The organism is Herbidospora sakaeratensis, from assembly GCF_001570525.1.
Taxonomy (GTDB): Bacteria; Actinomycetota; Actinomycetes; order Streptosporangiales; family Streptosporangiaceae; genus Herbidospora; species Herbidospora sakaeratensis.
In genome coordinates, this window is sequence record NZ_BBXC01000007.1 from 423364 (window position 1) to 449596 (window position 26233).

The following is a 26233-nucleotide window of genomic DNA, read 5'->3' on the forward strand; positions in this document are numbered from 1 at the left end:
GCCCCAGCGTGGTTCCGCACCCGACGCCGGCGGCGCGGCGATCCGGCCCCAGCGTGGTTCCGCACCCGACGCCGGCGGCGCGGCGATCCGGCCCCAGCGTGGTTCCGCACCCGACGCCGGCGGCGCGGCGATCCGGCCCTCGGACGGTTTCGTACTTCAGCCGGCCAGCGCGGTCGTCGATCGCGCGGCGATTCGGCTGCAGGGAGGCTTCGCATCTCAGTCGACCGGCGGGGTCGTCGATCGCGCGGCGATTCGGCTGGTGCGAGGCCTCGCATCTCGGTCGGCCAGTGTGGCCGGTCTTGATCGCGCGGCGATCCGGCTGTCGGGAGGCTTCGCATCGCGGTCGGCCAGTGTGGCCGGTTTCGATCGCCCGGCGATTCGGCTGCTGCGAGGCTCCGCCTCTCAGACGGCCCTTGCGGACGGCTTCCATCGCCCGGCGGTCCGGCCCCGGGTCGGCTCTTCCGGTGAGGTCGGCCGGTGAGTACCGAACACGCGCAGGCCCGGACCCGGGGAGACGGGGCTGCGGCGCTGGCCTTCCTCACGCCGTCGATCCTCACGTTCCTGGTGTTCGTGCTGGCGCCGACGGTCGGCGTGCTGATCCTGAGTTTCTTCGACTGGAACCTGCTCAGCGACGGCACCTTCGCCGGGCTCGACAACTTCGAGCGGCTGTTCACCGACGAGCGGCTGCTCGGCGTCTACGGGTCGACGACCTACATGGCGCTGGTGATCCTGGCCGTCAACGTCGTGCTCGGGCTGCTGCTCGCGGTGCTGCTGGAGACCAGGATGCCCCGCTGGATCAGGGCGTTCTTCCGGCTCTCGTTCCTGTTCCCGTTCGTCGTGTCGGCTTCGGCGGTCGCGCTGATCTGGCGGTTCCTGCTCAACAAGGACCTCGGCCTGGTCAACTACGTGCTCGGGCTGACCGGCCTCGACCGGATCGACTGGCTCGGCAGCTCCACCTGGGCGCCGATCTCGGTCATCATGGTCAACTCGTGGAAGACGATCGGGTTCTCGATCCTCGTCTACATCGCCGGCCTGCAATCGATCCCGAAGCAGCTGCGCGAGGCCGCGATCGTCGACGGCGCGGGCGCCTGGACGCGGTTCTGGCGCATCACCTTCCCGCTGCTGTCACCGACCATCTTCTTCCTCGTCGTGATCAACACCATCAACTCCTTCCAGATCTTCGCCGAACCCCGGGTGCTGACCCAGGGCGGCCCGGGTGACTCCAGCCGCACGATCGTCGAATACCTCTACGACCGCGCCTTCGGCGACTTCGACCTCGGTTACGCCTCCGCGATCGGCATCACGTTCGCGCTGGTCCTGGTCGTGCTGACCGCCATCCAGTTCTGGTTCTCGCGCAGATGGACCCACTACCAATGAGCAGCCGACTGACCGTTGGGCACGTCGCCGCGCGCGTCCTGACGTTCGTGATCCTCGTGGTCGCGGCCGTCGCCATCACCGCGCCCTTCCTGTGGATCTTCCGCGGGGCCTTCTCGGGCTCCGACGCGGAGCTCTACCGCCTCCCGCCGACCTTCCACGCGGAGAACCTCACGCTGGACAACTTCGGCAAGGTGACCGAGCAGGTGCCGTACTTCCGGTTCTTCCTGAACTCGATCATCGTGTCGGGGACCGTGACGATCGCGCAGCTCATCACCTGTTCCACCGCCGCCTACGCGTTCGCGCGGCTGCGGTTCCGGGGCAAGGGCGTGCTGTTCGCCGTGGTCATCGGGTCGCTGATGATCCCGATCCAGGTGACGATCGTGCCGCTGTTCCTCGTGATGTCGAAGATCGGCATGACGAACTCGCTCTGGGCGCTGATCTTCCCGGGCATCTTCTCCGCGTTCGGCATCTTCCTGCTGCGCCAGCACTTCATGGCGCTCCCGTACGAACTGGAGGAGGCCGCCAAGATCGACGGCGCCTCCCGGTTCCACACGTTCGCGCGCATCATCCTGCCGCTGTCGGGCCCGTCGATCGCGACGCTGGGCATCCTGTGTTTCACGTACTGGTGGAACGACCTGCTGCTCCCGCTGGTGATGATCTCCGACACGGAGAAGCAGACGCTCCCGGTCGGACTGGTGCTGCTGGCCGGCCGCTTCTCGACCGGTTCGCTCGGCACCATCGCGGCCGGCATCGCGATGGCGATCGTGCCGGTGCTGATCGTCTTCATCGCGGCCCAGCGGTACATCGTCCAGTCGATCGCGTCGAGCGGACTGAAGCTCTGATGATCACGCTCTTCAACTCCGCATCGTCGGTGACTGGGCCTGAGGTTCTGGTGAGCACGTCCCTGCACTCCGCGTGGCCGGTGGCCCGGGCCGAGATGCCGATGAGCACTTCTCTGGACTCCGCATGGTCGATGACTGGGCCTGAGGTTCTGGTGAGCACGTCCCTGCACTCCGCATGCCCGGTGGCCCGGGCCGAGGTCCTGATGGGCACGTTTCTGAATTCCGCATGGCCGGCGACCAGGGCGAGGTTCTGATGGTCGTGTTTCTGAAACCCGCGTTCCTGCTGTTCTGGCGGGAACTGCCTCGTGCGGTCGTGGCGGGCCTGTTCTTCCTCGCGACGCTCGTGCCGCTGATCGCGTCGGCGACGGTCGGGGCGCCGGCGTGGATGACCGCGCTGGCCGCCCTGCCGCCGTCGCTCGCGATCACCTCCGTCGCGCGGTTCTGCGCGCTGGTCGCCCGTGGTGAGGCTCCGCGCCTCGCTGAGCTGCGCGGATTCGATCCGGTTCTCGCGTTGTTCGTCGCCGGATGCGCGCTCCTGACCGGCGTCACCGTGGTCGCGGGCGCGCTGGCGATGGTCGTGCTCCCGTACGCCCTCGCCTACGGCGCCCTACGCGACAAGCCCGGCCTGAAAGCGCTGCGGGGCGGGGCGATCCTGGTCGCGTTCAAGCCTCTGTGGGCGCTCACGATCGTGGCTCTCTACTGGCTCGGCGGGTTCGCCGCCGCCGCGTCCACCGGCGTGCTCGCGGTGGTCGTCGTGCCGTTGCTGCTGGTCGTCACGGCCACGCAGACGATCGGCCTGCTCGACGAGATCGACATCCTCCAGGGCCGGACGTGGCCGGCCCGAAGGTGACGATCTACCAGGTGGCCGCCCATGCCGGGGTGTCGGCGGCCACCGTGAGCCGGGTCATCAACGGCGCCCGCGTCTCGCCCGCGACCGAACGTAAGGTCCGGGCGGCGATGGCGGAACTGAGCTTCACCCCCAGCCGGGCCGCGCGCCGCCTGCGCGGACAGTATTCCGAGGTCATCGCCCTGATCATCCCCGACGTGGAGAACCCGTTCTTCACCGCGCTGGCGCGCGGCGTGGAGAACCGGGCCCGCGCCGGCGGCTACTCGGTCGTGTTGTGCAACACCGACGACGATCCGGAGCGCGAGCAGACGTACATGGACATCGTGCTGGCCGAGCACATGGCCGGCGTGCTGATCGCGCCCGCCGACGGGGCCAGTGACGTGCAGAAACTCATCGAGCACGGGGTTCCGGTGGTGGCCGTCGACCGCAGCCTGCACCGCCCCGACGTGGACGCGGTCACCGTCGACAACCGGGCCGGCGGCCGGGTCGCGGCCGAGGCGCTGCTGGCGGCCGGGTTCTCCCGGGTCGCCTGCATCACCGGGCCGCAGTCGGTCGAGACCGCGCAACTGCGAATGGAGGGGTGGCGGCAGGCCACCGCCTGGCCCGGCGACCGGCTGCTCCGCTACGCCGACTACCGCGTCGACGGCGGCCGGGCCGCCATGCGCGACCTGCTGTCGCTGCACGAACCGCCGGACGCCGTGGTGGTCGCCAACAACCTGATGGCCGCCGGGGCGCTCGACGTCCTGCGCGAACGCGGGCTCGAACCGCCGCGATTCGGCCTGGCCGTATTCGGTGATCTTCCTTTCACGTCGCTCGAACGGCAGGGCGTGCGGGTCGTCGACCTGCCCGCCCGCAACCTCGGCGAAGCCGCGGCGGCGCTGCTGCTGACCCGCATCGCCGGCGACGACGGACCCGCGCGCACGGTCATCCTGCGCGACACGAACACCCGGGAGAGATTGTGACCTTGTTCTTCGGCGTCGACATCGGCACCTCGTCGAGCAAAGGCGTCGTGGTCGACGGTTCGGGCACGGTCCTCGCTTCTTCTGTACGCGAACACCGGGTCGCCCGCCCCCACCCCGGCCACGTGGAGATGGACGGCGAGATCTGGTGGGCCGAATTCGTCTCCCTGGCCGAGGAGCTGACCACCGGCTGGGAGATCACCGCGGTCGGCGTGAGCGGCATGGGCCCCTGCGCCCTGCTGACCGACGCCGACGGCGCCCCGCTGCGCCCGGCGATCCTGTACGGCGTCGACACCCGCGCGTCGGAGGAGATTTCAGAAATCACCGAGCTCCTCGGAGGCGCGGAGACGATTCTGGCCCGCTGCGGCTCGGTGTTGTCGTCGCAGGCGGTCGGCCCGAAACTGCGCTGGGTCGCCAAGCGGGAACCGGACACCTGGGCCCGCGCCCGGCGCCTGTTCATGCCGGCGTCGTGGCTGCTCTACCGCCTGACCGGCGAATACACCCTCGACCACCACTCGGCCAGCCAGTGCACCCCGATGTACGACGGCACCGGCTGGGACCCCGAATGGGCCCCGCTCGTCGCCCCCGGCCTGGAGCTGCCCGCCCTGCGCTGGTCCGATGAGATCGCCGGGACGGTGAAATCGAACCTGGCGGGCATTTCCGCCGGAACCCCCGTGATCACCGGCTCGATCGACGCCTGGATCGAAGCCGTCAGCGTCGACGCCTGCAACCCCGGCGACCTCATGCTGATGTACGGCACGACGATGTTCCTGATCGCCACGGTCGACCGGCCGCTGCGCACCCCCTCGATGTGGGGCACGGTCGGCGCGTACGCCGGCTCCCACAACCTGGCCGGGGGAATGGCCACCTCGGGCGCGATCACCTCATGGCTGAGCGACCTGACCGGAACCGGTTTCCCGACCCTGCTGGCCGAGGCCGAGGCGTCGGGCCCGGGGGCACACGGCCTGCTGATGCTGCCGTACTTCGCGGGGGAGCGCACCCCCGTCCAGGATCCCGACGCGCGCGGAATCATCGCTGGCCTGACCCTCAGCCACACCCGCGGCGACCTCTACCGGGCCGCCCTGGAGGCGACCGCGCTCGGCGTCAGGCACAACGTCGAGGCGCTGCGGGCCGCCGGAGCCGAGGTCACACGTGTGGTCGCGGTCGGCGGCGGCGTGCGGGGCGGTCTGTGGACCCGCATCGTCAGCGACGTCACCGGCCTGCCGCAGGTCATCCCCACGACCACCATCGGCGCCTCCTACGGCGCCGCCTACCTGGCGGCCCGCGCCACCACCGGCGCCGCCATCACGGACTGGAACCCCCCGGCCGCGACCGTCACCCCCGTGCCCGATCCGGCCTACGACGAGCTCTACACCCTCTACCTCGACCTCTATCCCGCCACCCGCGAGGTCGCGCACGCCCTCGCGGCCCGGGAACACCATCTTTCCTCCGGAGGAGCACGCTGATGTACACCTTCCCCCCGACGCCGCAACGCCCGGCCGCGCCGCCGAAGACCGCCTACCTGATCGCCAGCGGCGACCTGCGCCTGTCGGCCAACCTGGCGGGCTGGCCGACCCAGGTCCAGATGGAAGCCGACGTGACCGCCGCCTTCGCCGAACTCGGCTGGACGGTCGTGCGCGCCAACGACGTCGACCCCGCCACCGGCCACGGCTTCATCTCCAGCCAGCGCATGGGCCTGGAGGTCTTCAAGACCATCCCGCCGGACGCCCCGCTCATCGTCGCCGAAGCGGTCTGGCAGTACAGCCACCACGTGCTCGCCGGCCTGCGCACCCACCGCGGCCCCATCCTGACCGTCGCCAACTTCGAGGGCACCTGGCCCGGCCTCGTCGGCCTGCTGGGCCTGAACTCCGGCATGACGAAGATGGGAGTGGCGTACTCGACGATCTGGAGCGTCGACTTCCAGGACGACTGGTTCAAAGCAGGCATCAAGAGCTGGGTGGAGACCGGGACGATCCAGCACGACGCCTCCCACGTCCACGACCTGCCGAAACTGACCGAAAGCCCCGAACGCGACCTCGGCGTCGCCCTGGCCCGCCAGCTCCTCACCGACAAGGCGATCATCGGCGTCTTCGACGAGGGCTGCATGGGCATGTACAACGCGATCATCGACGACGAGCTGCTGAACCCGATCGGCGTCTACAAGGAACGCCTCTCGCAGAGCGCGTTGTGGGCCGAGATGCTCCGCACCTCCGACGAGGAAGCCGACGCCGTCGGGACGTGGCTCCTTGAGCAGGGCATGACCTTCAAGCTGGGCGAAGACGAGGCCACCGAGCTGACCGAGGCGCAGCTCAGATGGCAGTACAAGATGTACGTCGCCGCGCTGCGCATCAGCGACGACTACGGCCTCGACGCCGTCGGCATCCAGTACCAGCAGGGCCTCAAGGATCTCTCCCCGGCCTCCGACCTGGCCGAGGGCCTGCTGAACAACGCCTCCCGCCCGCCCGTCACCACCCGCGACGGCTCCCGCGTGTTGTGGGAGGACGCCCCGCTCCCGCACTTCAACGAGGCCGACGAAGGCGTCGCCGTCGACGCCCTGGTCACCAACCGCATCTGGACCGCCATGGGCCTCGACCCCGCGACGACGCTGCACGACGTGCGCTGGGGCGAGGAGTACGACGGACAGTTCGTGTGGGTCTTCGAGATCTCCGGCTCGGTCCCGCCATCGCACTTCGAGAACGGCTACGCCGACGCGGTCGGCTGGCGGCAGGACCCGGTCTACTTCCCGCTGGGCGGCTCGACCATCAAGGGCGTCTGCAAGCCGGGCGAGATCGTGTGGAGCAGAGTCTTCATCCAGGACGGCGAACTGCACGTCGACCTGGGCCGCGCGTCGGCCGTCTCCCTGCCCGAGGAGGAGACGGAACGCCGCTCCCAGGCGACGACCCCGGCGTGGCCCATCATGCACGCGGTGTTTCACGGGGTGAGCCGCGACCAGTTCATGGCCCGGCACAAGGCCAACCACCTGAACGTGGCCTACGCGCCTGACGGGGAGACGGCGGACAAGGCGCTGGTGGCGAAGGCGGCCCTGTTCGAGGAACTGGGCGTGAAGGTGCACATCTGCGGAGACGCGAACCTGGGTTAGCCCCTGACCGGCGAGGGAGGCCCTGACGGACCCCGGTCAGGGCCTTTTCGCGTGTACGGGGGTCAGGCGCTGCGCTGCATGAAGGTGATGAGCAGCTCGCGAATCTCCGTCTGCCCGGCCTTCAGAGTGGCGATGTCACCACGCATCTCGGTGACCTCCCCGCGCAGCTCGGTGATGTTCCCGCGCAGTTCGGTGATGTCGCCACGTATCTCGGTGATGTCCTCGCGCAGCTCGGTGATGTCGCCGCGCATCTGGGTGACGTTCCCACGTAGCTCGGTGATGTCGCCGCGCATCTGGGTGATGTCCTCGCGTATTTCAGTGATCTCGCCACGTATCTCGGTGATGTCCTCGCGCAGCTCGGTGATGTCGCCGCGCATCTGGGTGACGTTCCCACGTAGCTCGGTGATGTCGCCGCGCATCTGGGTGACGTCCCCGCGCAGCTCGGTGATGTCGCTGCGCATCTCCTCCATCTTGTTCTCGAGCCGGACCTGGCCGAGGCAGAGGTTGGCGGTGTCCTCTCTGATCTCGGCGATGTCGGCTTTCACGACGGTCATGTCGTCCTGCAGGACGACGACTCGACCGTCCAGCGTCTGGACATCCTTGCGCAGGGCGATGATGTCCTTGCGGGTGTCGATGGCGCGGTCGTGGACTCCGCCGATGTCGTAGCGGATGTCGTGGATGTTGTTCTCGAACCAGTCCATACGGTCTTCGGCGGAACGCTCGGGCACGGTGCTCATGTTAGCGGCTGACTCCAGAAGAGGTCGGTGCTCGTCTACGTGTGATCTGCGGCTTCGCCGACCGCGTCGAGGCGGCGGACGAGTTCGGTCAGCAGGTCGCGGATCTCGATCTGACCGGCCCTGATCTCGCCGAGGCGGTCACGCAGGAGATCGGTGCTGCCCCGGACGAGGGCCAGGTCGTTTCCCCGGAGGGTGCGCACTTCGAGGTACACGTCCTTGACGAAGCTCTCGATGTCCGACTGGCCGCTTCTGAGGATGCCGATGTCCTCCCGGATCCCGGCGGTGTCGGTGGCGAGGTCGCGTTTCTCGGTGGAGGTCATGTCTGTCAGTGTACCGGTTCATGAATATATAGGTCTGGTACTCGTCTAGATCGGTGAGAGTGCACTTCTGCACACAACGGAACTGCCGGGCCACAGGCCCCCGTACTGGTTCGCGAATCACTCCTAACGAGAGAGCAAGGAACTGAAATGCGTACCTTCATCGCCCGGCTGGCCACCCTCACCATCGCCGCCACCGCGCTGGCCGCCGGCCTCTCCGGCACCGGCAACGCCGCGACCGCCGGCACCGTCGAACTCAAGAACGGGAAGATCACCTACGTCGCGGGCGCGCAGAGCGTCAACAGCGCCTCGATCACCGTCTTCAACGGTCAGATCGCCGTCTTCGACACGGTGAACCTGACCCCGAAGGGCGGCTGCGTGAAGTTGTCGCCGCGCGCGGTCACCTGCGGCACCACCGCGACCGAGTTCTCCGCCGACCTGGGCGACCTGAACGACTCCTTCAGCGTCGGCGTCTCGATCAGGGGCACCGTCAACGGCGGCGACGGGAACGACAACCTCATCGGGAGCAGCACCTCGGCCCAGGGGCACAACGTCACCTGGATCGGCGGCACCGGGACCGACACGATCTCCTACAAGTCCAGCAACAGCTCCGTGCGGGTCAGCCTCGACGACAACGCCGGCGACGGGCGCAACATCGACAACGACAACGTCCGCGGCGACGTGGAGAACATCGTCGGATCCACGTTCGGCGGCGACTTCCTGATCGGCGCGAACGCCAACAACCGCATCGACGACGGCGGCGGCGACGGCGACAAGCTGTTCGGCCTGGGCGGCAACGACGAACTGTTCGCCAAGGACCTGGAGAAGGACTCCGACCTCGACTGCGGCCTGGGCGTCGACTCGATCGTCATCGACAAGGACGGTCTCGACCCCGACCCGGTCGCCTGCGAGGACGTGCAGCGCTTCTGAGCTCCCCACAAGGCGGGCTCGATGCCATAAGGGATTTTCGCGAGGACATCCAGCAGTGCTGACCTGCCGAGAACATCCCGCAGGTCTGACATGATCACGGCGCTCCCCGACGGGGAGCGCCGTTTTCAGTGGCCCTGATCGTAGTAGAGCACCCGGGAGAAGTCCCGCGCCGCGAGATGGTCGCGGCGGATCCCGTAGATCAGGTAGGCCCCGTCGCCCCAGATCATCCGGGCCTCCTCGTCCTCCGAGAGTTGGAGCAGGGTCACCCACTCCTTCGCCTCGGCGAGGAAACCGGGGTCCCGCCACCCGCCCGGCACGGTCAGGGCCGCCCCGACCTCCTCGACGGACCGCTGGAAGGCCACCGAGTAGCCGCCCACCGAGTGCATCGTCCGGCGGAAGCGGGCCCGCTCGAAGTCGTCGAGCGCGTCGCGGAAGTCGTCGCGGTGCCACACCGCCGCGTAGGTCTCCTTGACGCCGCCGAACGCCTCCACCAGGTGGGGCTGGCAACTCTCCGGCCAGGTCGCGACCGTCCGGGCGGTCAGAGGGAGCTCCGGGTACGCGTCCGGCAGGGACCTCGCGGCGACGGCGGCGCCCGGAGGGACGTACACCACGAAACCCTCGGTGTCCTCGACCCCGGCCAGGAACACCAGCGTGCCCGTCTCGGGCAGGTCGAGGTCGACCTCGTAACGCGCCAGGGCGGCGCAGTCGAGTTCGGCGGCCAGGGCGAGGCCGGCGGGCACGTGCACGTCGGGCGGCAGCAGGGGCGTGCCGCCGAGGCGGCCGACCACGGGGTCGCCCTCCGCCGCGTGGGTGAGCCGGATCGTCGGGCGGGCCAGGGCGGTGAGCTTCGCGGCGGTCCGGGCGGGCAGGTGGTCGCGGACGAGGGCCGCGTAGTCGGTCAACCACGGGGTCATGATCGGCATTGTGGCGCACGCAACCGGCAAAGCCTTGCCCATGTGCGCCGGTCCACCGCCTCCCTTTCGTCAACGTGATCCACGTCGGAGGGGGCCGGCCCCTCCCTCGTGAAGGGCGTCCGATGACCACCGAGATCAACGCCGAACTCACCGCCGCCGCGGTGGCCGAGCACGCCTCCAGCCTCGGCACCGCCGCCGCCCGCAACCTCGCCACCACCACCAAGTCCGTCCCCCAGATGCAGGGCATCTCGTCCCGCTGGCTGCTGAAGGTGCTGCCGTGGGTGGAGGTCGCGGGCGGCACCTACCGGGTCAACCGCAGGTTGTCGTACACGATCGGCGACGGCCGTATCCAGTGCCTGAAGACCGGCGCCCGGGTGCAGGTCATCCCGCAGGAGCTGGGCGAGCTGCCGCTGCTTCGGGGGTACGGCGACGGCGAGGTGCTGGCCGCGCTGGCGAGCCGGTTCGAGCAGACCGAGTACGCCGCCGGCGACCTGATCGTCAGCCCGGAGCAGGCGGTCGACCGGTTCCACATCCTGGCCCACGGCAAGGTCGACCGGCTCGGCGCGGGCAAGTACGGCCACGCCGTGTCGCTGGGCGTGTTGTCCGACGGGGCCTACTTCGGGGAGCAGGCCCTCCTCGACGACCACGGCGTCTGGGAGTTCGGGTTCCGCGCGGTCACCCCGTGTGTGCTGCTGTCGTTGACGAAGGAGGCGTTCGCCGAGGTCGCCGACCGGGCGGCGGGGCTGCGGGCGCACCTGGACGCGCGGCTGCACGCCGAGACGCCGCACACCGACGCCGACGGCGAGGCGGCGATCGAGTTGTCGTCGGGGCACTCCGGCGAGCCGACGCTGCCGCACACCTACGTCGCCTACGAGACCCACCCGCGCGAGTACGAGCTGTCGGTCGCGCAGACGGTCCTGCGGGTGCACTCGCGGGTGGCCGACCTCTACAACGAGCCGATGAACCAGGTGGAGCAGCAACTGCGGCTGACCGTCGAGGCGCTGCGGGAGCGGCAGGAGCACGAGCTCGTCAACAACCGCGACTTCGGGCTGCTGCACAACGCCGACCACGGGCACCGGATCTCCACCCGGTCGGGGCCGCCCACGCCCGACGACCTCGACGACCTGCTGGCCGTCGTCTGGAAGGAGCCGACGGTCTTCCTGGCGCACCCGCACGCCATCGCCGCGTTCGGGCGCGAGTGCTCCAAGCTGGGGCTCTACCCGAACACGGTGAACATCCTGGGGCGTGAGGTGCCGGCCTGGCGCGGGGTGCCCATCCTGACCTGCAACAAGATCCCGATCAGCGACACCGGGATCTCGTCGATGTTGCTGATGCGCGTCGGCGAGGAGAGCCAGGGGGTCGTCGGGCTGCACCAGACCGGGCTCCCGGACGAGTACGAGCCCGGCCTCAACGTGCGGTTCATGGGCGTCAACGAGCAGGCGATCATCTCCTACCTGGTGAGCGCCTACTACAGCGCCGCCGTGCTGGTGCCCGACGCGCTGGGCGTGCTGGAGAACGTCGAGCTCGGGCACCGGGACTAGCACGTGCGGCCCTTCGAGCTGCCCGACTTCTACCGCCCCTGGCCGCCGAGGCTGAACCCGCACGTCGAGGGGGCCCGCGCGCACAACCGCGCGTGGGCCGCCCGGCACGGGCTCATCGACGAGCGGGTCTGGGACGCGGCCTGGGCCGACTCCATCGACCTGGCGCTGTTCGCCGCCTACTGCTTCCCCGACGCGACCCCGGCCCAGCTCGACCTGCTGACCGACTGGTACGTCTGGGGCTTCTACTTCGACGACTGGTTCCTGCGTCACTACAAGGCGACCGGCGACGTCGCGGGCGCGGCGGCGTGGCTGGCCGACGTGCGCGGGTTCATGCCGGTGGACCTGTCGCAGCCGGTGCCGGCCGCCGAGGATCCCGTACAGGCGACTCTTGCGGAGTTGTGGGCGCGGACCGTGCCGGGCACCACCGAGGAGTGGCGGCGGCGCTTCGGCGACGACACGTTCGCGCAGATGGACGACGCCTGCTGGGAACTCGGCAACCTGGCCGAAGGGCGGGTGCCGAACCCGATCGACTACCTCGAACGGCGGCGCGGCGCGGGGGCGGGCCGGTGGGTGGCCGACCTGGTCGAGCTGGTCAACGGCACCCCGCTGCCCGATCACGTGTGGGCCTCGCGGCCGGTCCAGGTCGTGCGTGACACCTTCACCGACGCGCAGGTGCTGCTCAACGACGTCTTCTCCTACCAGCGGGAGACCGAGCGGGAGGGCGAGCTCAACAACTTCGTCCTGGTGCTGCGCGAGTTCCTCGGCCTGACGCCGCAGGAGGCCGCCGACACGACCAACGACCTGATCACGTCGCGGCTGCTGCAGTTCGAGAGCACCCTGCTGACCGAGCTGCCGGAGCTGCCGCTGACCCCGGCCGAGCGCCTGGCCGTGCTGAACCTCGCGCGCTCGCTCCAGGACGCCAACGCGGGCTCCCACGAGTGGCACCTGCGCTCGTCGCGGTACATGAACGAGGAGACCAGGGGGGCCGACCCGAGGGTGCCGGTGTGGCGTCACCCGATGGGCCTGGGCACGTCGGCGGCCCGGTTGTGGGCCGGTCACCGCCCGGTCGACCGGCTCGCCTCCTTCCGGCCGCCGCCGTGTGAGCGGCCCGCGGCGAGCCCGTTCGCCGGGGCGGCCCGGACCGCCGCGGCCGACTGGGCGCGGCGCATGGGCCTGCCCTACGCGCCGCAGGCGGTGTCGTGGGCGGTCACCGCGCACCGCGGCGTGCCCCGTGACCGGCTCGAAGTGCTCGCTCAGTGGTACGTCTTCCTCGCCGCCCTCGACGGCAGCGTCGACCGGCTGTTCAAGGCGCGCCGCGATCCGGCCGGGGGGAAGGCGTTCCTCCGGCGGCTGCCGCTGTTCCTCACCGACGACGCGCCCGCGCCGGTCAACCCGGTCGAACGCGGCCTGCGCGACCTGTGGGGGAGGGCCCCGCTCGACCCGGCCCACTTCGGGCAGCTGCTCGCGGTCCGCGAGTGGGAGCTGGGCAACAGCGCCCGCGAACGGGTGCCCGACCCGGTCGACCATCTCCAGACCCGCCGCGCCGAGCACGCGGGGCTGATGGTGGATCTGGTCGTGTACGGCCTGGGCCTCCCGGCCCCCGCCAGGGGCGCGCTGGAGGAGTGTTTCGCCGACGTGGCGACGGCGCGGCGCGACCTGGTGACGTACCCGGACAAGATCGGGGTGCCCACCGAGGTCGGCAACGGCGTGCTGGCGCTGCAGCGGCTGCTCGGCTGCGGCCTGCAACAGGCGGCCGACGTGGTCGGCGACCTGCTGACCGCACGCCGTGAACAGTTCGACCGCCTCGCCGCCGACGCCCCGGCGGACTACGCGGCGGCACTGCGGACGTGGCTGACCGGCGACCTCGGCGAACGTACCCGGCTCGGCCTGTCGGGCCTGGGCACGAGAGGAGCACACGCATGGCGACCAGCCTGAGCACGGGCGCGGCCCGCACGCTGGCGACCACGACCAAGACCCGCCCGCAGACCGCCTCGACGACCCTGCGGGCGCTGCTGGACATCCTGGAGTGGCGCGACCTCCCGGGCGGAACCTACCGGCGCACCAGCACACTGCGCCGCACGATCGCCCGCCGGGGCAGCTCCCAGCCGGGGGTCCAGGTCACGGCGGGCCACACGGGCGAGCCGGAGATCCCCGGCATGCACGTCGAATACGGCTGCCCCCCGCGCGAGTACGAGCTGACCGCCGCCCAGACGATCATGCGCGTGCACCGCCGGGTGGGCGACCTCTACAACGACCCGCACGACCAGTACGACGAGCAGCTGCGGCTGACCCTCGACGCCCTGGCCGAACGCAAGGAGCTCGACCTCGCCCGCGAGCTCCTCCAGGCCCCGCCCGGCCGTCACCGCCTCACCACGGCGCAGGGCCCGCCCACCCCGCTCGACCTCGACGCCCTGATCTGCAAGCAGACCTCGCCGCGTTACCTCCTGGCCCACCCGCGCGCCATCGCCGCCTTCGGCCGCGAGTGCAACCGGTTCGGGGTCAGGCCCGACGAGGTCGACTTCGGCGGCCGCCGGGTCACCGGCTGGCGCGGCCTGCCGTTCCTGCCGTGCGACAAACTGCCGATCGCCGCCGACCACACCACGAGCATCCTCGTGATCAGGCCGGGGGAGCGGCGGCAGGGCGTGGTCGGGTTGCGCCCGTCGCAGTCGCCGGTGGTGCGCGAGCTCGGCACCTCGCGGCAGGCCGTCACCGAGTACCTGGTCAGCGAGTACTACGGGGTGGCCGTGCTGATCCCGAACGCCGTCTGCGCCCTCGACGGAGTGCAGGTGGTGCGTACTTCGGCGCACTGAGCATTCCGCCACCGACCGCGCGTCCTCTCCCGCCGAGAGTGAGTCTCCCCGGCGGTGAGAGGACGTGGCGGCGATGGAGACCCGGCAGCGAGCGATCTGGGCCGACGCGGCCAAGGGCGTCTGCATCCTGCTGGTCGTGGTGTGGCACACGGTCAACAAGAGCTACCTGCGGATCGACTGGACGTCGGCCGGCCCGTTCCCGGCGCTCTGGGGCGTCGTCGGCGACGCGCTCATGACGTTGCGCATGCCGCTGTTCTTCACCATCTCCGGCATGTTCGCGCTCAGCGCGTACCGCAGGCCGTGGGGCCTGGTCGTCCGGTCAAGGGTGGCCAAATTCCTCTACCTCTACCTGGCCTGGATGGTCGTGCACACCGCGGTCTTCTGGTTCACCCCCGCGTTCGACACCCTGAGCGCCCGCAGTCCCGGCCAGTTCGCCGAACAGCTCCTCCTCACCCCGCCCAACCTCTGGTACCTGTACGCGCTGGCCCTCTACTTCGCCGCCGCGAAACTCCTGCACCGCATCCCGGTCCCGGTGCTCCTGGGCGCGGCGGCGCTGCTCGCGGTCGTCACCGCGGCCGGCGTCCTGGACACCCCCGGGAACCGCGGCTCCCTGCTGCAGAACTTCGTCTTCTTCCTCCTGGGCCTCCACCTGCGCCCCTGGGCCGAACGGGTCGCGACCACCACGACCTGGCGGCGCACCGCGATCGTCGGTCTCGTGTACGGAACCGCGCTCGCCGCCATGCTCCTGCTGTCGGCCCAGCGGATCCCGGCCGTGTGGACCCTGGTGTCCCTGCTGGCCACGGTCTTCGGCCTCTCGGCGGCCCCCCTGCTCGGCCGCCTGAGGCTGATCGGCGACGGCCTGGCCTGGCTGGGCCGCCGCACCCTGCCGATCTACGTGATCCACATGCCGCTGCTGGCGGTCGTGCACACGACCACCTCGGGCCTGCCGGCCGACGCGCCCCTGGCGGTCGCCGCGCTCTATCCGGCGGCGGTGACGGCCGCGCTGGTCGCCGCCTGCCTGCTGATCGACCGGGTGCTGCCCGCGTGGCTGAGGGACCTGCCGGCCCGCCGCCGGGAACCGGCCCTCACCGCGTGAGGCGGTCGGCGTGGCGGGTGATCAGGTGGCGGGCCGCGAACGTCAGGTCCCGTTCCACCGCCTCCGCCAGGGTCAGCCACTTGTACGCGTCGCCCTCGCCCTCGTCGAGCGCCACCGGCGGCTCCGCGCCGACCGTCGTCAGGAAGGTGTGCCACACGTGGCCGTCGGCCCCCCGGCGGCACTGGTCGCCGTCGATCGGCTCGGTGGCGATCAGCGACAGGGAGATCGCGCGCAGGCCGGTCTCCTCCTGGAGTTCGCGGGCCGCGCTGGCCTCCGGCGACTCGCCGTGTTCCACGTGGCCGGCGGGGATGGTCAGCGCGAACGGGAAGGCGATCCGGTTGAAGAACAGGAACCGGCCCGAGGGGTCGCGGACGAAGACGCCCGCCGTCTCGTGCCACAGGCGCAGCGCCGTGTCGACGATCAGCGACCGGTCGGCGGTCTGGCCGCAGGTGGCGCAGCGGCGGCGGACGCGGCCCCCTTCGGTGTGGGGCTCGACGGTCTCGGCGTCGCAGTGCAGGCAGTATTCGTGGCGCATGGGCGGGGCCCACCCCCTCGTGAAACGCTGACCAGCCCATTGTGCGGCACGGCCGCGATCGAGGGCCTCCGCCGGTGGATACGGATCTGGCCTCGCGGACGGTTCAGGCGCGCGCCCCCGTCGGAGACAATCCGCAGATGTTCAAGAACAGGCAGAAACCGATGGAGACCGACGACGACGATCCCGTCCCCATTCTCGACCTGGCCAGGACCGAGGGCCTGGAGGTCTTCCGCCGGCGCGTCGACGAGGGCGACGTGGTGGCCCGGCAACTGCTGGGCCGGTGGGGCGTCGACGACCTGACCACCGAGAAGGGTTACCTGGCCTGGTTCGGAAACGTGCACGGCGTCAGCCCGGGCACCACCCCCGCCGAGCTCCTGACGGCCCTCGACAGCGTGCCCGAGAAGGACGACCCCGCCGTCTGGTCGGCCCTGGCCCGGCTCCTCGGCTTCCCCCCGGAGACCGCCTCGGCCGAGAAGATCCTCGCCGGCACGGTCGTCCGGCACGTCATGGACGCCGACGAGGGCGTCTACGACCAGATCGGGGAGTTCTTCGCCGCCCTCGGCGAGGACACCGACGCCTACGACCTGGAACTGGCCCGCCAGGGCGGCGTCGCCCTGTTCGGCGACCCCGGGAAAGACCAGCCGGAGGTGCTTCCCGGCCGGCTGAACGACAACGTCAGGCGGGCCACCGCCGAGCGGCTGCGGAAGATCAAGGACGACATGGTGGCGGGGGTCCGGGTCGACACCTCCGAGCAGCGCTCGCTCGACCGGCTGGCCTGGGTGCTGGCCAATCTGAAGGCCAGCCGCGAGTGCGTGGCCGTGGTGACCCTGCTCGAGAACGAGATCCGGCTGTTCGCCAACTCGGCCGACGCCCGGCTCGGCGACGACTTCAAACGGCTCTTCGACACGGCGATGGAAGACCAGCGCCAGGCCGCCGAGGAGATCAGTTCCATGTTCGACGAGATGGTCGCCCAGAAGCTCGAGGTCCGCGTCGTGAAGAAGGGCAAGCTGCCCCCCGACGTGCTGCGCCGGGGCGAGCGGCGGCTCCGCAAGACGATCAACTTCCTGGCCTCCCTGGAGAAGGACTGGGACGACCTGCGGGTGATGACCCACGAGGCCGCGCGCGGCCTGAAGATCCACGCCGAGACCCAGGCCGGAGACGTGCTGCTGCGCCGGCGGGCCGACGCCCTCGGCGAGGAGGCCGGGTGGTCGGAGGACGAGGACGTCGACCGGCGCGAGGCGGAGCTCCGGCGGAAGATCGACGAAGGGAAGCGGGCCCGCCTCTCCCGGCGGATCACCGACGCCAAGATCGCGATCGGCATCTCCAAGTTGTGCTGCTTCAAGTGCTGGCTCATGATCCAGGCGCTCAAGGCCAAGGGCATCGACCTGTCCCCGTCGGGCACCCACGCCAAGACCTACGGGGCCGGCTGGCCCGCGCCGGCCAGCCTGTCGCGCCCGTCGTTGCTCCGCGCGTTCCTGCAGATCCCGCGGGACGCGAAGAAGCGCACCGACGCCGACCGGTATCTCCTGAAGGCGATGTCGACCGCCGACGGCCGGGCGGCGATCGTCTCGGAGATCGTCTCCTTCACCGACAAGGGCCAGCTGGAGTCGGGCTACGACTCCAGCGAGGACGAGAGCGAGGTCTCCCTCACCCTCTGGGAGAACTACTACGGAGACGAGGACGAGGGCTCGTCCTCCCAGGAGGACTCCTCTCCCGAAGAGGTCGAGAAGCCGGTGCGCAAGGCGCAGCCGAAGCCGAAGCGGGTCGTCAAGAAGCCGGCGTCCGTCGACGTGGTCGAGCCCGAACCGTCCGACGGCGAAGACGAGCGGAACCAGTCGAGCGACGACGACTTCGTCGACACCCCCCGGAGGAACCAGCCGGCCGCCGACCTCACGCCGCGCCGGGTCACCCGGTCGAGCGGTCTCCAGTTGCCCGAGCTGGTCGGCTCCGACTACCCCGCCGACCCGGCCGAGGCGAGGTTCGCCAAACGCAAGGGCAGCGGAGGCGACAAGCGCAAGACCCCGATCAAGCGCCGCAAGACCAGCAGCAAGAAGAGAAAGTAGCGTCAGCGGCAGACGAGCCGGAGCGTGTCGTCGACCGCCGCGTAGACGGCCTCGATGGGCTGCCGGCCCATGATCCAGCCGCGCAGGCCCTGGTCGGCGACCGCCCGCAGCGTCGACACGACCACCGCGTCGGCGTCGGCCGAGGCGGCGCGCATGACGTCGGACAGCAGGGTGTCGAGCGGGGCGTAGACCTCGGCCGCGCGGGGGTCGTCGGTGGTCTGTAAGACGATCATGAGCCGGTAGAACTGCGGCTGCGTGTGGAACGCGCCGATGGCGGCGTGCAGGACGTGCCGCAGCCGGTCGACCTCGGTGCCGCCCTCGGTGCCGCCCGTCGGGGGCAGGCGGTCGAGCCTGCGGCGCAGGCCGTCCTGCCACTCGTCGAAGACGGCGGCGAAGAGGTGTTCCTTCGAGGAGAAGTACCGGTAGAGGGTGCCGAGCGCGACCTCGGCGTCGCGGGCCACGTCGGAGACCTTGATCTTGTCGTAGTCGCTGCCCGACAGGCCGCGCAGGCCGGTTCTCACGATGCGGGCGCGGCGTTCCCGCTGGTCCTTGCGGAGCGATTCCGGCGCCGCCGGGCCCGGCACGTCGGTGACCATCGCGGAGTTCTCCTGATCGGGTGGGAAATTTCGATCTAGGTTACCGGTCCGGACGTCGTAATGATCATGAAATCGCCGACTTGTTGTACTGTGCGACGCACAGTACTGTGTGAGGCATCATGGAACTCGAACTCCGGCGTGGCGTGATCGTGCTGGCGGTGCTCTCCCAGCTCGGCTCCTTCCGCTACGGCTACGAGCTGCGCCAGGCCCTCGCCGAGCAGGGCATGGCCATCGAAGAGGGCACCCTCTACCCGCTGCTGCGCCGACTGGAGAACCAGGGCGCGCTGGTCAGCGAGTGGCGGACCGACGGCGGCTCGCCCCGCCGCTACTACACGCTCAGCGACGAGGGCCGGGCCCTGTACGCCCGGCTGACCGGCTCGTGGAAGGAACTCACGGCCACCATGGACCGACTTCTCGAAGGGGCGTCATGAACGCCGAACAGCTCATCGACGCCTACGTCGCCGACGTCGCCCGCAGGCTGCCGCGCCGCCAGCGCGCCGACGTGGCCGCCGAACTGCGCTCGATCCTCCTGGACGAACTGGGCGACCACGCCGACGCCGAGAGCGCCCGCCGGGCGATCGACGCCTTCGGCCGCCCCGCCGAGGCCGCCGCCCGCTACCGGCCGCCCCTGGTGCTGCTCGACCCGGCCGACTCCCGCCCGTTCCTGCGCTGGTCGGTGGGCGGCCTGGTGGTCATCTGGGTGCTGGGCGCGGTGTCGGTCGTCCAGGAGCCGGGCCCGAACCCGGTCGCCGCGTGGTGGCTCGGCATCGCGGTCCCGTCGTTGTGGTGGCCGGGTGTGCTGTTCACCGGCTACGCCCTGTCGGCCTACGTGCGAAGGCGGTGGCCCGACCGGGCCCGCTGGCAGCCGCGCCCGATTGACACCGGCCAGGTCAACCGCTGGGGCCACGCCGCCGCCTGGGTCTTCTACGCCTGCGGCACGGTCGCGCTGGTGACCCTGCCGTGGTTGCACTACGACCCCGCCTTCCACGCGCGGCGCGGCCCGTGGGTGCTGGCGTTGCTGATCGTCCATCTGGTCCTGTACGCCGTCGTCATCGTCAACGGCCGCTGGAACTCGCTGACCCGGCGGCTCGACATCGTGATGAACCTGCTCGTCGGGGGAGTGCTGATCTGGGTCATGGCGGCCGGGGCGGTGTTCACCGAGGGGTGGGTCGACGACATGGTGAAGGGCGTCGTCATCCTGATCCTGCTGGTGACGGCGTTCGACGTCGTCCAGAAGACCCGGCGCGAGCTGCGTCAGCACTCCCTCAGTTCGTCGACGTAGGTCGCCGGGTCGGCGGCCGAGAACGCGCCGCAGGTGTCGTGGTTCCACAGGCTGCCCGGATAGAGCGCCGGCGCCTCCTTCGGCGGCCGCATCCCGGTGACCCGGAAGGGCGCGCCGCCGTCGTCGATCGTCAGGGTCACCGTCCTCTGCTTCTGCAGCACGTCGGCGACCAGCCGGTATTCGCAGTAGCGGGCCGTCTCCACCTGCACGTCGAAGACCTGCTGCTCGCCCGGCGCGAGCAGCACGGTCTGGCCGTCGAACCAGCTCGTGTCCGACCAGCCGTACTCCTCCATGAACCGGGGGATCGGATGGCGCGCGTCGAGGTCGAAGGACAGGTCGACGAGCATCTCGTTGCCCTGCGGCGGCGAGTAGAAAAGGGTGCCGCCGAGGGGCTCGCGGCAGTCGGCGTCGACCCGCAGGTCGAGGATGCGCACGTCGAGCTTCGAGACGTTCTCCAGCACGAACCGGGTGCCCAGGGTCTGCACGTCGACCCCGCCGAGCGAGCGCATCAGCACCGCCAGCGCGTCCATGTCGGGCGACTCGCGCAGCCCGTTGATCTTCCGCAGCGTGGCCGCGTCGGGCCGGTAGGCCGTGGGGAACACGAAGGTGTCACCCGGGTCGAGGTCGCGCACCTTCAGCGCCGCGACCACCACCGGTTTCGCGATCGGGCTCGGCGACGGCGAGGCCAGCACCACGAGCTTGGCCGCGTCGGAGGTCACCGCCGCGACCGTGCCGGTGACGACGGTCAGCAGGGCCCCGCCCACGACGAGGGCGGGCTTGCCCAGCAGCCGCTGGCGTAAGGACGGTTTGGGGTGGTGTCGGCGCACCTGCCCTATCGAATAGCCCGGACCGTCCGGGCATCGGCCGTTTCCTCCACCTGGTTGGAGGCCCAGGTTCTCCGGTACGCGTCGACCAGCCACGCGTCGGCCCGCGCCTCGTCCGGATGCTCGGGCAACACGCTCACCGGGGCGAGTTCGGCCAGCCGGCCCTCCAGCCGCGCCGCCATCGCCAGGGCCTCCTCGCGGCCGATCTCGCCGGTCCGGATGGCCACGATGACGTCGCGCCGCGGCATCGGCAGCGTGATCCGCCCGGTCTCCAGCAGCTCGGCGCCCTGGAGGCCGAGCCGGACCATGTGCCCGGCTGCCTTCGGCGTCTGGCCCCGGTCGCGCTGGGCGCGCAGGTAGCCGATGAACCGGTCGGCGGCCCGCCGGGACAGGATGAACGACGGCCCCTCGGCCAGCAGCTCGGCCCCGAGCGGGGTGACCGTCGCGTCGGGCGCGAACAGGGCCAGCAGCACGGTCGGGTTGCCGTCGAGCGCCAGCCGCATCCATTTGCGCAGGCTGTAGACGGTCAGGTCGAGGTCGCCCGGCCCCGACCGCACCCCTTCGGGCACCGAGCGGTGGATGTACTGCTCGAAGGTCCGCAGGCCGATCACGTATTCCGGCGGCTCGACGCAGATGCCCAGCTCGTCGCGGTCGCCGGTGTCGCCGACGGTGGTGCCGTGGAGGCGGGAGCCGATCTCGCAGCGCAGGATCGAGTGCTCCGCCGCGATGGCCGCGAATTCGGGGGTGCTGTGCCGCGTCCAGCCGGTCATAGGCTGAATAGTACGATAAATGTCGAACTAAGGAGACGCCGTGCTGTTCGAGCCCCTCACCCTGCGGTCGCTGACCTTCCCCAACCGGGTCTGGATGTCGCCCATGTGCCAGTATTCGGCAGCCGTCGACGGGCCCGGCACCGGGGTGCCCCATGACTGGCATCTGGCCCACCTGGCCGGCCGTGCCGTCGGCGGCGCGGGGCTCGTGATGGCCGAGGCGACCGCCGTCTCGCCCGAGGGCCGCATCAGCCCCGCCGACACCGGCCTGTGGAACGACGCGCAGGAGGCGGCCTGGGAGCGCATCGCCCGGTTCGTGGCCGCCCAGGGCGTGGTTCCCGGCATCCAGCTCGCCCACGCCGGGCGCAAGGCGTCGACCGACCGGCCCTGGCTCGGCGGTGGCCCCGTCGGCCGGGCCGACCACGGCTGGACCCCCGTCGCGCCGAGCCCGATCCCGTTCTCGCCGGCGCATCCCGTACCGGACGAACTGACCGCCGCCGAGATCGGCAAGCTGGTCGAGGCGTTCGTCACGGCGGCCGAGCGGGCGCTGCGGGCCGGGTTCCGGGTGGTCGAAATCCACGGCGCCCACGGGTACCTCATCCACGAGTTCCTGTCCCCGCACAGCAACCACCGCACCGACGCCTACGGCGGCACCTTCGAGAACCGGGCCCGGTTCGGCCTGGAGGTCGTCGACGCGGTGCGCGCGGTGTGGCCGCAGGAGCTCCCGCTGTTCTTCCGGGTGTCGGCGACCGACTGGCTGCCCGAGGGCGAACCGGCCTGGACGCCCGGCCAGACCGTGATGCTCGCCGCCGAACTGGCCGCCCGGGGGGTCGACCTGATCGACGTGTCGAGCGGCGGCAACGCCTCCACGCAGCGGATCCCGCTCGGGCCGGGTTACCAGGTGCCGTTCGCCCGGCAGGTCAGGGCCGAGGCCGGGGTGCCGGTGGCGGCGGTCGGCCTGATCACCGAGCCGGAGCAGGCCGAGGAGATCGTGGCCACCGGCCAGGCCGACGCGGTGTTCCTCGGCCGCGCGCTGCTGCGCGACCCCTACTGGCCGGTCAGGGCGTCGGGCGACTGGCCGGCGCAGTATCGGCGCGGTGCGCCTCAGCCGCGCTGACCACGCTGTCGAGCAACCCGGGGAACAGCCGGTCGAGGTCGGCGCGGCGCAGGCCGTTCATCTTCGAGGTGCCCCGGTAGACCTGGGTGATCACCCCGGCCTCGCGCAGCACCCGGTAGTGGTGGGTGGTCGTCGACTTGCTGACGGCCAGGTCGATCGCCGAGCACGGCGCCTCCGTGCCCGCCGCGGCCAGGAAACGCACGATCTCCAGCCGCGCCGGATCGGCCAGCGCGTGGAGCACCTCGTCGAGCCGGATCTCCTCGGCCGGGGGATGCTCCAGGACTCTCGCCGTCATGATTCGATCGTAGTCCGACGGACGTCGGACTACAGCAGCCGGTAGAAGCGCCAGAAGCCGAAGTCGCCGATCGGCAGGGTCTCGACGTCGGTGAAGCCCGCCTCGCGGGCGTAGCGCCGCAGGATGCCGGGGCGCATGACGGTGCCGGTCGCCGCCGACGGGGTGTGGGCGCGGCCGTCGGGGAGGCAGATGAGCAGGCTGAAGCCGTACATGAGGCGTTCGACGTCGTCGCCCTCCGGGCGGAAGGCGTCGGCGACGGCCTCGTCCATGACGACCACCTGGCCGCCGGGCCGCACCGCGCGGCGCATGGCCGCCAGGGTCTCGACCGGCCGGGGCAGGTCGTGCACGCACTCGAAGGCGAACACCGCGTCGTAGGCCGCCTCCGGCAGCGTGGCCGCGTCGGCGGCGCGGAAGGACACGTTCGGCACGTCGGCGTTGGCCTCGGCCAGGGCGATCGACGGCGGGTCGACGTCGACGCCCTCCACCGTCGCCTGCGGATAGGCGCGGGCCAGCGCGATCGACGACCACCCCGCCCCGCAGCCGACGTCGAGCACCCGCGCGCCCGGGACGTCCAGCACCGCGTGCAGGTCGGCTATCTTGGCGAGCGCGCCGGGGAGGGCGTGCTCGAACCACGGGCGGTTCATGTCGGCCTGCGACTCGCGCAGGTCGGGGCCGTAGGCGTCCCAGCCGACGCCGCCGCCGGTCCGGTAGGCGTCGAGCAGCGCCGGCAGCTGGACGGCGGCCCCGGCCAGCATGCGGGCCAGCGGGGCCAGGTAGTCGAGGCTGCCGCGGTCGGTCAGCACCTCGGCGGCGGCCGGCGGCAGCACGAAACGGCCGTCGCCGCCGACGGCCAGGATGCCGGCCACGGCCTGCTGCTCCAGCCACTCGCGGGCGTAACGTTCGTCACCACCCGCCCGCGCCACCAGTTCGGCCGGGGTGGCCGGGCCGGTCGTCAGCGCGTCGTACCACCCGAGGCGGTCGCCCAGGTGGATCGCCAGCACGTCGGTCATGCCGAGCGCGGCGCGGAAGAGCCGGTCGGCGAACCCGGCGACGGTCGTCTCCATGTGAATCCCTTCGGTCACCGGTCAGTACGCGTCCTGCACCGGGATCGGTTCCCCGTGACAGCGCCGCGAAGGGTCCGTGACAGGGGCGTCCCGCACGGTGGGGGCATGACACTCGAAACACGTTTCCAGCGGGGAGACGAGGAGGCCTTCGCCGACATCGCCGGCCGCTACTCGCGCCCCATGTTCGCCGCCGCCTACGGGATGCTCGGCGACGCCGAACTGGCGGCGGACGCCGTCCAGGAGGCCCTCGTGAAGATCTGGCAGAAGGCCGCCACCTACGACCCCGGCCGCGACCTGGCGCCGTGGTTGTTCACCATCACCCGGCGCGCCGCCGTCGACGTCCACCGCCGGACCCGGCGGGACGCGGGCGCGACCGACCTCGACGCGGTCGCCGCCCGCCTGGCGGTGCCGCCGCCGTCGCTCGACCACAAGTGGACCTCGGTGCAGGTGGCGCGGGCGCTGGCCCGGCTGACGCCGCAGGAGGCCGAGGTGCTGCGGATGGCCTACTTCGAGGACATGACGCAGAGCGAGATCGCCGCGGCGCTGGGGGTGCCGGTCGGCACGGTCAAGAGCCGCACCTTCCGCGCCCAGAAACGGCTCGCGGAACTGCTCGCCCACCTGCGATTCGGACCGGCCGAAAGCCGTCACGAAGAGTCGGAGGCGGGGCACAGGACCCGCCTGTGCCCCGTCCGGTGAAGATCTCAGAAAAGCGCGCCCTGCGTCCTGTCGACCACCTCCTTCCGTGGACGGCGGTCAGGCGGCCAGGAAGCCGGTGAGCCGCCGGGTCAGCGCCGGCAGCTCGTCGGCGCCGTCGATCACCATCAGCGGCGGCCGCAGCCGGGGGGCCGGCTCGGGCGGCGCGTCCGGGGCCACCAGCGCGCACCGCGACCACCGCGCGGGCTCGGTCGCGTAGGCGAGCATGGCCAGTCGGCCGCCCCGGCCGACGCCGTAGAGCGCGGGCCGTCCGCCGGCCGCGCGGGCGATCCGGCGCACGGCGTCGAGGTCGGCCGCGTCCGGGTCGGGGGCCACCACGGCGATCCCGGCGGCGGCCATGGCGGCGAACACCGGGTCGTACCCGAACCGCCACTCCCCGCCGAGGGCCACCACGACCCTCCCGGCGCCGCGCCAGTCCCCGTACGTGACCGCCTCGACGCCCGCCACCTGCTCCACCCGCGCGTCGGCGGGCCGGGGCGGCGGGTCGAGCCGCACGCCGTCGGGGCTCACCGACAACACCGACCCGGGCGTCCCGGGCGAGGTGAACGGCACCCGCACCACCCCGCCGTCGACGCCCGCCACCGAGCCCAGCACCCCGTCGGGGATCGCCGGCTCGGCCACCTCACCGGTCGACGGCGTGAAGACGGCCAGCCGCGAGCGGCACCCCCGGTCCACCCGCAGCACGATCCGCGCGCCGTCGCCGCCGAGCGGGGTGACCCGCCCGGTCAAACCGCCCAGCACCGGACGGCCCCGCCACCGGAACTCCGGCGGCCCGCCGGGCGGCATCCCGACGAGGCCGCCGGGCAGCACCCGGGCCCCGGTGACGGCGCCGGGCATCAGTTCCCAGCTCCCGTCGGACAGGTCGAGCACCACCGGGCCGGGCGCCTGCGGCCGGGTCAGCCCGACCAGCCGGGGCGCGAGCACGACCGCGGGGCCGCTCGCGCCCGGCGGCAGGGCGGCCAGCCGCGCCGGCCCGTTCGCGGTCACCCGGTAGACGGCGTCGCCCGTCACCAGGTCGCCCGACAGGTGCACGAAGGGCCCGCGCCCGGCGGTGAGGGTGGTCTCGGCCGACTGGGTGACCAGCGAGATCCGGTGGCGGCCGTCGTCGTTGCGGCACAGCAGCGCCCGCTCGCCGTCGAGCGGGCTGATCTGCGTGCCGGGGTCGCAGGCCGAGGCCAGCGGGCGCACCAGCGGGCCGGGACCGGTGAAGTCCCATGCCTCCGGGCGCGCCACGCCGCCCTCGGTCACCGCCAGGCAGGCGGCGTACCGGCCGTCGGCGGAGAACCGCCAGCTCACCCTCACCGTCGTCACGGGTCACACGATGCTCAGGCCGCCTTGTGGGCGACTTGTGGGTTACTGAAGATCCAGTGGGGCGGGCCGTAATGCCTCATCAGGGCAGGTTTTTCTGACCGTTGACGCCCTCTTAGCACACTTGTAACATTCAGCCATCACTGCGCAAGAATCTTGCAAGCTGATGTTTGATTCCTATCTTTTCCTCGCAACTTC

Annotated in this window: 27 protein-coding genes; 17 read left to right on the forward strand and 10 right to left on the reverse strand. The window is 71.2% G+C overall.

Going from position 1 to position 26233, the window contains the following annotated elements:
* The 7 genes from AW271_RS41310 to AW271_RS01825 form a co-directional block, all read left to right on the forward strand.
* Nucleotides 1-481 (forward strand): hypothetical protein (locus tag AW271_RS41310; protein WP_218007916.1); only part of this gene is annotated, 481 nt, incomplete at its 5' end.
* Nucleotides 478-1377, forward strand: coding sequence for a carbohydrate ABC transporter permease (locus tag AW271_RS01795; RefSeq protein WP_062330682.1), 900 nt, complete (start codon nt 478-480; stop codon nt 1375-1377). The genes AW271_RS41310 and AW271_RS01795, both read left to right, overlap by 4 nt.
* Nucleotides 1374-2219, forward strand: coding sequence for a carbohydrate ABC transporter permease (locus tag AW271_RS01800; protein ID WP_062330685.1), 846 nt, complete (start codon nt 1374-1376; stop codon nt 2217-2219). Before AW271_RS01795 ends, AW271_RS01800 begins: the two co-directional genes overlap by 4 nt.
* Before the next feature lie 253 nt (nt 2220-2472).
* Nucleotides 2473-3069, forward strand: a complete 597-nt coding sequence (locus AW271_RS41315) for a hypothetical protein (RefSeq protein ID WP_218007917.1) — start codon at nt 2473-2475, stop codon at nt 3067-3069.
* Nucleotides 3051-4028: a LacI family DNA-binding transcriptional regulator gene (locus AW271_RS01815; RefSeq protein ID WP_218007918.1), complete on the forward strand. Its 978-nt coding sequence runs from the start codon at nt 3051-3053 to the stop codon at nt 4026-4028. The genes AW271_RS41315 and AW271_RS01815 overlap by 19 nt, the downstream gene beginning before the upstream one ends.
* Nucleotides 4025-5491 carry an FGGY-family carbohydrate kinase gene (locus tag AW271_RS01820; protein WP_062330694.1) on the forward strand — a complete coding sequence of 489 codons (1467 nt, stop codon included), beginning with the start codon at nt 4025-4027 and terminating at the stop codon, nt 5489-5491. Before AW271_RS01815 ends, AW271_RS01820 begins: the two co-directional genes overlap by 4 nt.
* Complete coding sequence (locus AW271_RS01825; protein WP_062330697.1) at nt 5491-7125, forward strand: fucose isomerase; 1635 nt, start codon at nt 5491-5493, stop codon at nt 7123-7125. The genes AW271_RS01820 and AW271_RS01825 overlap by 1 nt, the downstream gene beginning before the upstream one ends.
* Before the next feature lie 62 nt (nt 7126-7187).
* On the opposite strand, the gene AW271_RS43245 is transcribed toward AW271_RS01825, so the two are convergent.
* Nucleotides 7188-7853 (reverse strand): hypothetical protein, encoded by a 666-nt coding sequence (locus AW271_RS43245; RefSeq protein WP_218007919.1) that lies wholly within the window; start codon nt 7851-7853, stop codon nt 7188-7190.
* Nucleotides 7854-7897: 44 nt separating this feature from the next.
* Nucleotides 7898-8182 (reverse strand): hypothetical protein, encoded by a 285-nt coding sequence (locus AW271_RS01835; protein ID WP_062330702.1) that lies wholly within the window; start codon nt 8180-8182, stop codon nt 7898-7900.
* A gap of 147 nt (nt 8183-8329) precedes the next feature.
* On the opposite strand from AW271_RS01835, the gene AW271_RS01840 reads away from it, so the two are divergent.
* On the forward strand, nt 8330-9109 hold the full coding sequence (locus tag AW271_RS01840; protein ID WP_062330705.1) for a hypothetical protein: 780 nt from the start codon (nt 8330-8332) through the stop codon (nt 9107-9109).
* A 125-nt stretch (nt 9110-9234) separates the two neighbouring features.
* Here AW271_RS01840 and AW271_RS01845 read toward each other — a convergent pair whose 3' ends face one another.
* Nucleotides 9235-10023: a DUF1963 domain-containing protein gene (locus tag AW271_RS01845; RefSeq protein WP_169806258.1), complete on the reverse strand. Its 789-nt coding sequence runs from the start codon at nt 10021-10023 to the stop codon at nt 9235-9237.
* Between the two features lie 122 nt (nt 10024-10145).
* Between AW271_RS01845 and AW271_RS01850 the strand changes: the two genes are divergently transcribed.
* The 4 genes from AW271_RS01850 to AW271_RS01865 all read left to right on the forward strand — a co-directional run bounded on the left by AW271_RS01850 (nt 10146) and on the right by AW271_RS01865 (nt 15470).
* The gene (locus tag AW271_RS01850) at nt 10146-11564 is read left to right on the forward strand and encodes a family 2B encapsulin nanocompartment shell protein (protein ID WP_062330711.1); all 1419 of its coding nucleotides are present in this window, start codon (nt 10146-10148) and stop codon (nt 11562-11564) included.
* A gap of 3 nt (nt 11565-11567) precedes the next feature.
* Nucleotides 11568-13499, forward strand: coding sequence for a terpene synthase family protein (locus tag AW271_RS01855; protein WP_062330714.1), 1932 nt, complete (start codon nt 11568-11570; stop codon nt 13497-13499).
* The gene (locus tag AW271_RS01860) at nt 13484-14374 is read left to right on the forward strand and encodes a hypothetical protein (protein WP_062330717.1); all 891 of its coding nucleotides are present in this window, start codon (nt 13484-13486) and stop codon (nt 14372-14374) included. The genes AW271_RS01855 and AW271_RS01860 overlap by 16 nt, the downstream gene beginning before the upstream one ends.
* A gap of 73 nt (nt 14375-14447) precedes the next feature.
* Nucleotides 14448-15470, forward strand: a complete 1023-nt coding sequence (locus AW271_RS01865; RefSeq protein WP_062330720.1) for an acyltransferase family protein — start codon at nt 14448-14450, stop codon at nt 15468-15470.
* Here AW271_RS01865 and AW271_RS01870 read toward each other — a convergent pair.
* Nucleotides 15460-16005 carry an NUDIX hydrolase gene (locus AW271_RS01870; RefSeq protein WP_062330722.1) on the reverse strand — a complete coding sequence of 182 codons (546 nt, stop codon included), beginning with the start codon at nt 16003-16005 and terminating at the stop codon, nt 15460-15462. The two genes, AW271_RS01865 and AW271_RS01870, sit on opposite strands and share 11 nt — an antisense overlap.
* Nucleotides 16006-16142: 137 nt before the next feature.
* Here AW271_RS01870 and AW271_RS01875 point away from each other — a divergent pair, with 137 nt between their 5' ends.
* The gene (locus AW271_RS01875; protein ID WP_062330726.1) at nt 16143-18068 is read left to right on the forward strand and encodes a hypothetical protein; all 1926 of its coding nucleotides are present in this window, start codon (nt 16143-16145) and stop codon (nt 18066-18068) included.
* A gap of 2 nt (nt 18069-18070) precedes the next feature.
* Here the strand turns inward: AW271_RS01875 and AW271_RS01880 are convergent, their stop codons facing one another.
* Nucleotides 18071-18664 carry a TetR/AcrR family transcriptional regulator gene (locus AW271_RS01880; RefSeq protein WP_062330728.1) on the reverse strand — a complete coding sequence of 198 codons (594 nt, stop codon included), beginning with the start codon at nt 18662-18664 and terminating at the stop codon, nt 18071-18073.
* Between the two features lie 119 nt (nt 18665-18783).
* Between AW271_RS01880 and AW271_RS01885 the strand changes: the two genes are divergently transcribed.
* On the forward strand, nt 18784-19095 hold the full coding sequence (locus tag AW271_RS01885) for a PadR family transcriptional regulator (RefSeq protein ID WP_062330731.1): 312 nt from the start codon (nt 18784-18786) through the stop codon (nt 19093-19095).
* Complete coding sequence (locus tag AW271_RS01890) at nt 19092-19946, forward strand: HAAS signaling domain-containing protein (protein WP_062330734.1); 855 nt, start codon at nt 19092-19094, stop codon at nt 19944-19946. The genes AW271_RS01885 and AW271_RS01890 overlap by 4 nt, the downstream gene beginning before the upstream one ends.
* Here AW271_RS01890 and AW271_RS01895 read toward each other — a convergent pair.
* Complete coding sequence (locus tag AW271_RS01895) at nt 19919-20773, reverse strand: hypothetical protein (RefSeq protein ID WP_062330737.1); 855 nt, start codon at nt 20771-20773, stop codon at nt 19919-19921. The two genes, AW271_RS01890 and AW271_RS01895, sit on opposite strands and share 28 nt — an antisense overlap.
* A gap of 5 nt (nt 20774-20778) precedes the next feature.
* The gene (locus AW271_RS01900) at nt 20779-21540 is read right to left on the reverse strand and encodes a nucleotidyltransferase domain-containing protein (protein ID WP_062330741.1); all 762 of its coding nucleotides are present in this window, start codon (nt 21538-21540) and stop codon (nt 20779-20781) included.
* A gap of 94 nt (nt 21541-21634) precedes the next feature.
* On the opposite strand from AW271_RS01900, the gene AW271_RS01905 reads away from it, so the two are divergent.
* Nucleotides 21635-22654: an NADH:flavin oxidoreductase/NADH oxidase gene (locus AW271_RS01905; RefSeq protein ID WP_062332951.1), complete on the forward strand. Its 1020-nt coding sequence runs from the start codon at nt 21635-21637 to the stop codon at nt 22652-22654.
* Here the strand turns inward: AW271_RS01905 and AW271_RS01910 are convergent.
* Complete coding sequence (locus tag AW271_RS01910; protein WP_062330745.1) at nt 22596-22949, reverse strand: ArsR/SmtB family transcription factor; 354 nt, start codon at nt 22947-22949, stop codon at nt 22596-22598. The two genes, AW271_RS01905 and AW271_RS01910, sit on opposite strands and share 59 nt — an antisense overlap.
* Nucleotides 22950-22978: 29 nt before the next feature.
* A complete protein-coding gene (locus tag AW271_RS01915) occupies nt 22979-24013 on the reverse strand; it encodes a class I SAM-dependent methyltransferase (RefSeq protein WP_062330748.1) in 1035 nt (344 codons plus the stop codon).
* 105 nt (nt 24014-24118) lie between these two features.
* Here AW271_RS01915 and AW271_RS01920 point away from each other — a divergent pair, with 105 nt between their 5' ends.
* On the forward strand, nt 24119-24709 hold the full coding sequence (locus tag AW271_RS01920) for an RNA polymerase sigma factor (RefSeq protein ID WP_062330751.1): 591 nt from the start codon (nt 24119-24121) through the stop codon (nt 24707-24709).
* A 57-nt stretch (nt 24710-24766) separates the two neighbouring features.
* Here the strand turns inward: AW271_RS01920 and AW271_RS01925 are convergent, their stop codons facing one another.
* The gene (locus AW271_RS01925; RefSeq protein WP_157553854.1) at nt 24767-26038 is read right to left on the reverse strand and encodes a hypothetical protein; all 1272 of its coding nucleotides are present in this window, start codon (nt 26036-26038) and stop codon (nt 24767-24769) included.
* Nucleotides 26039-26233: the final 195 nt, after the last annotated feature.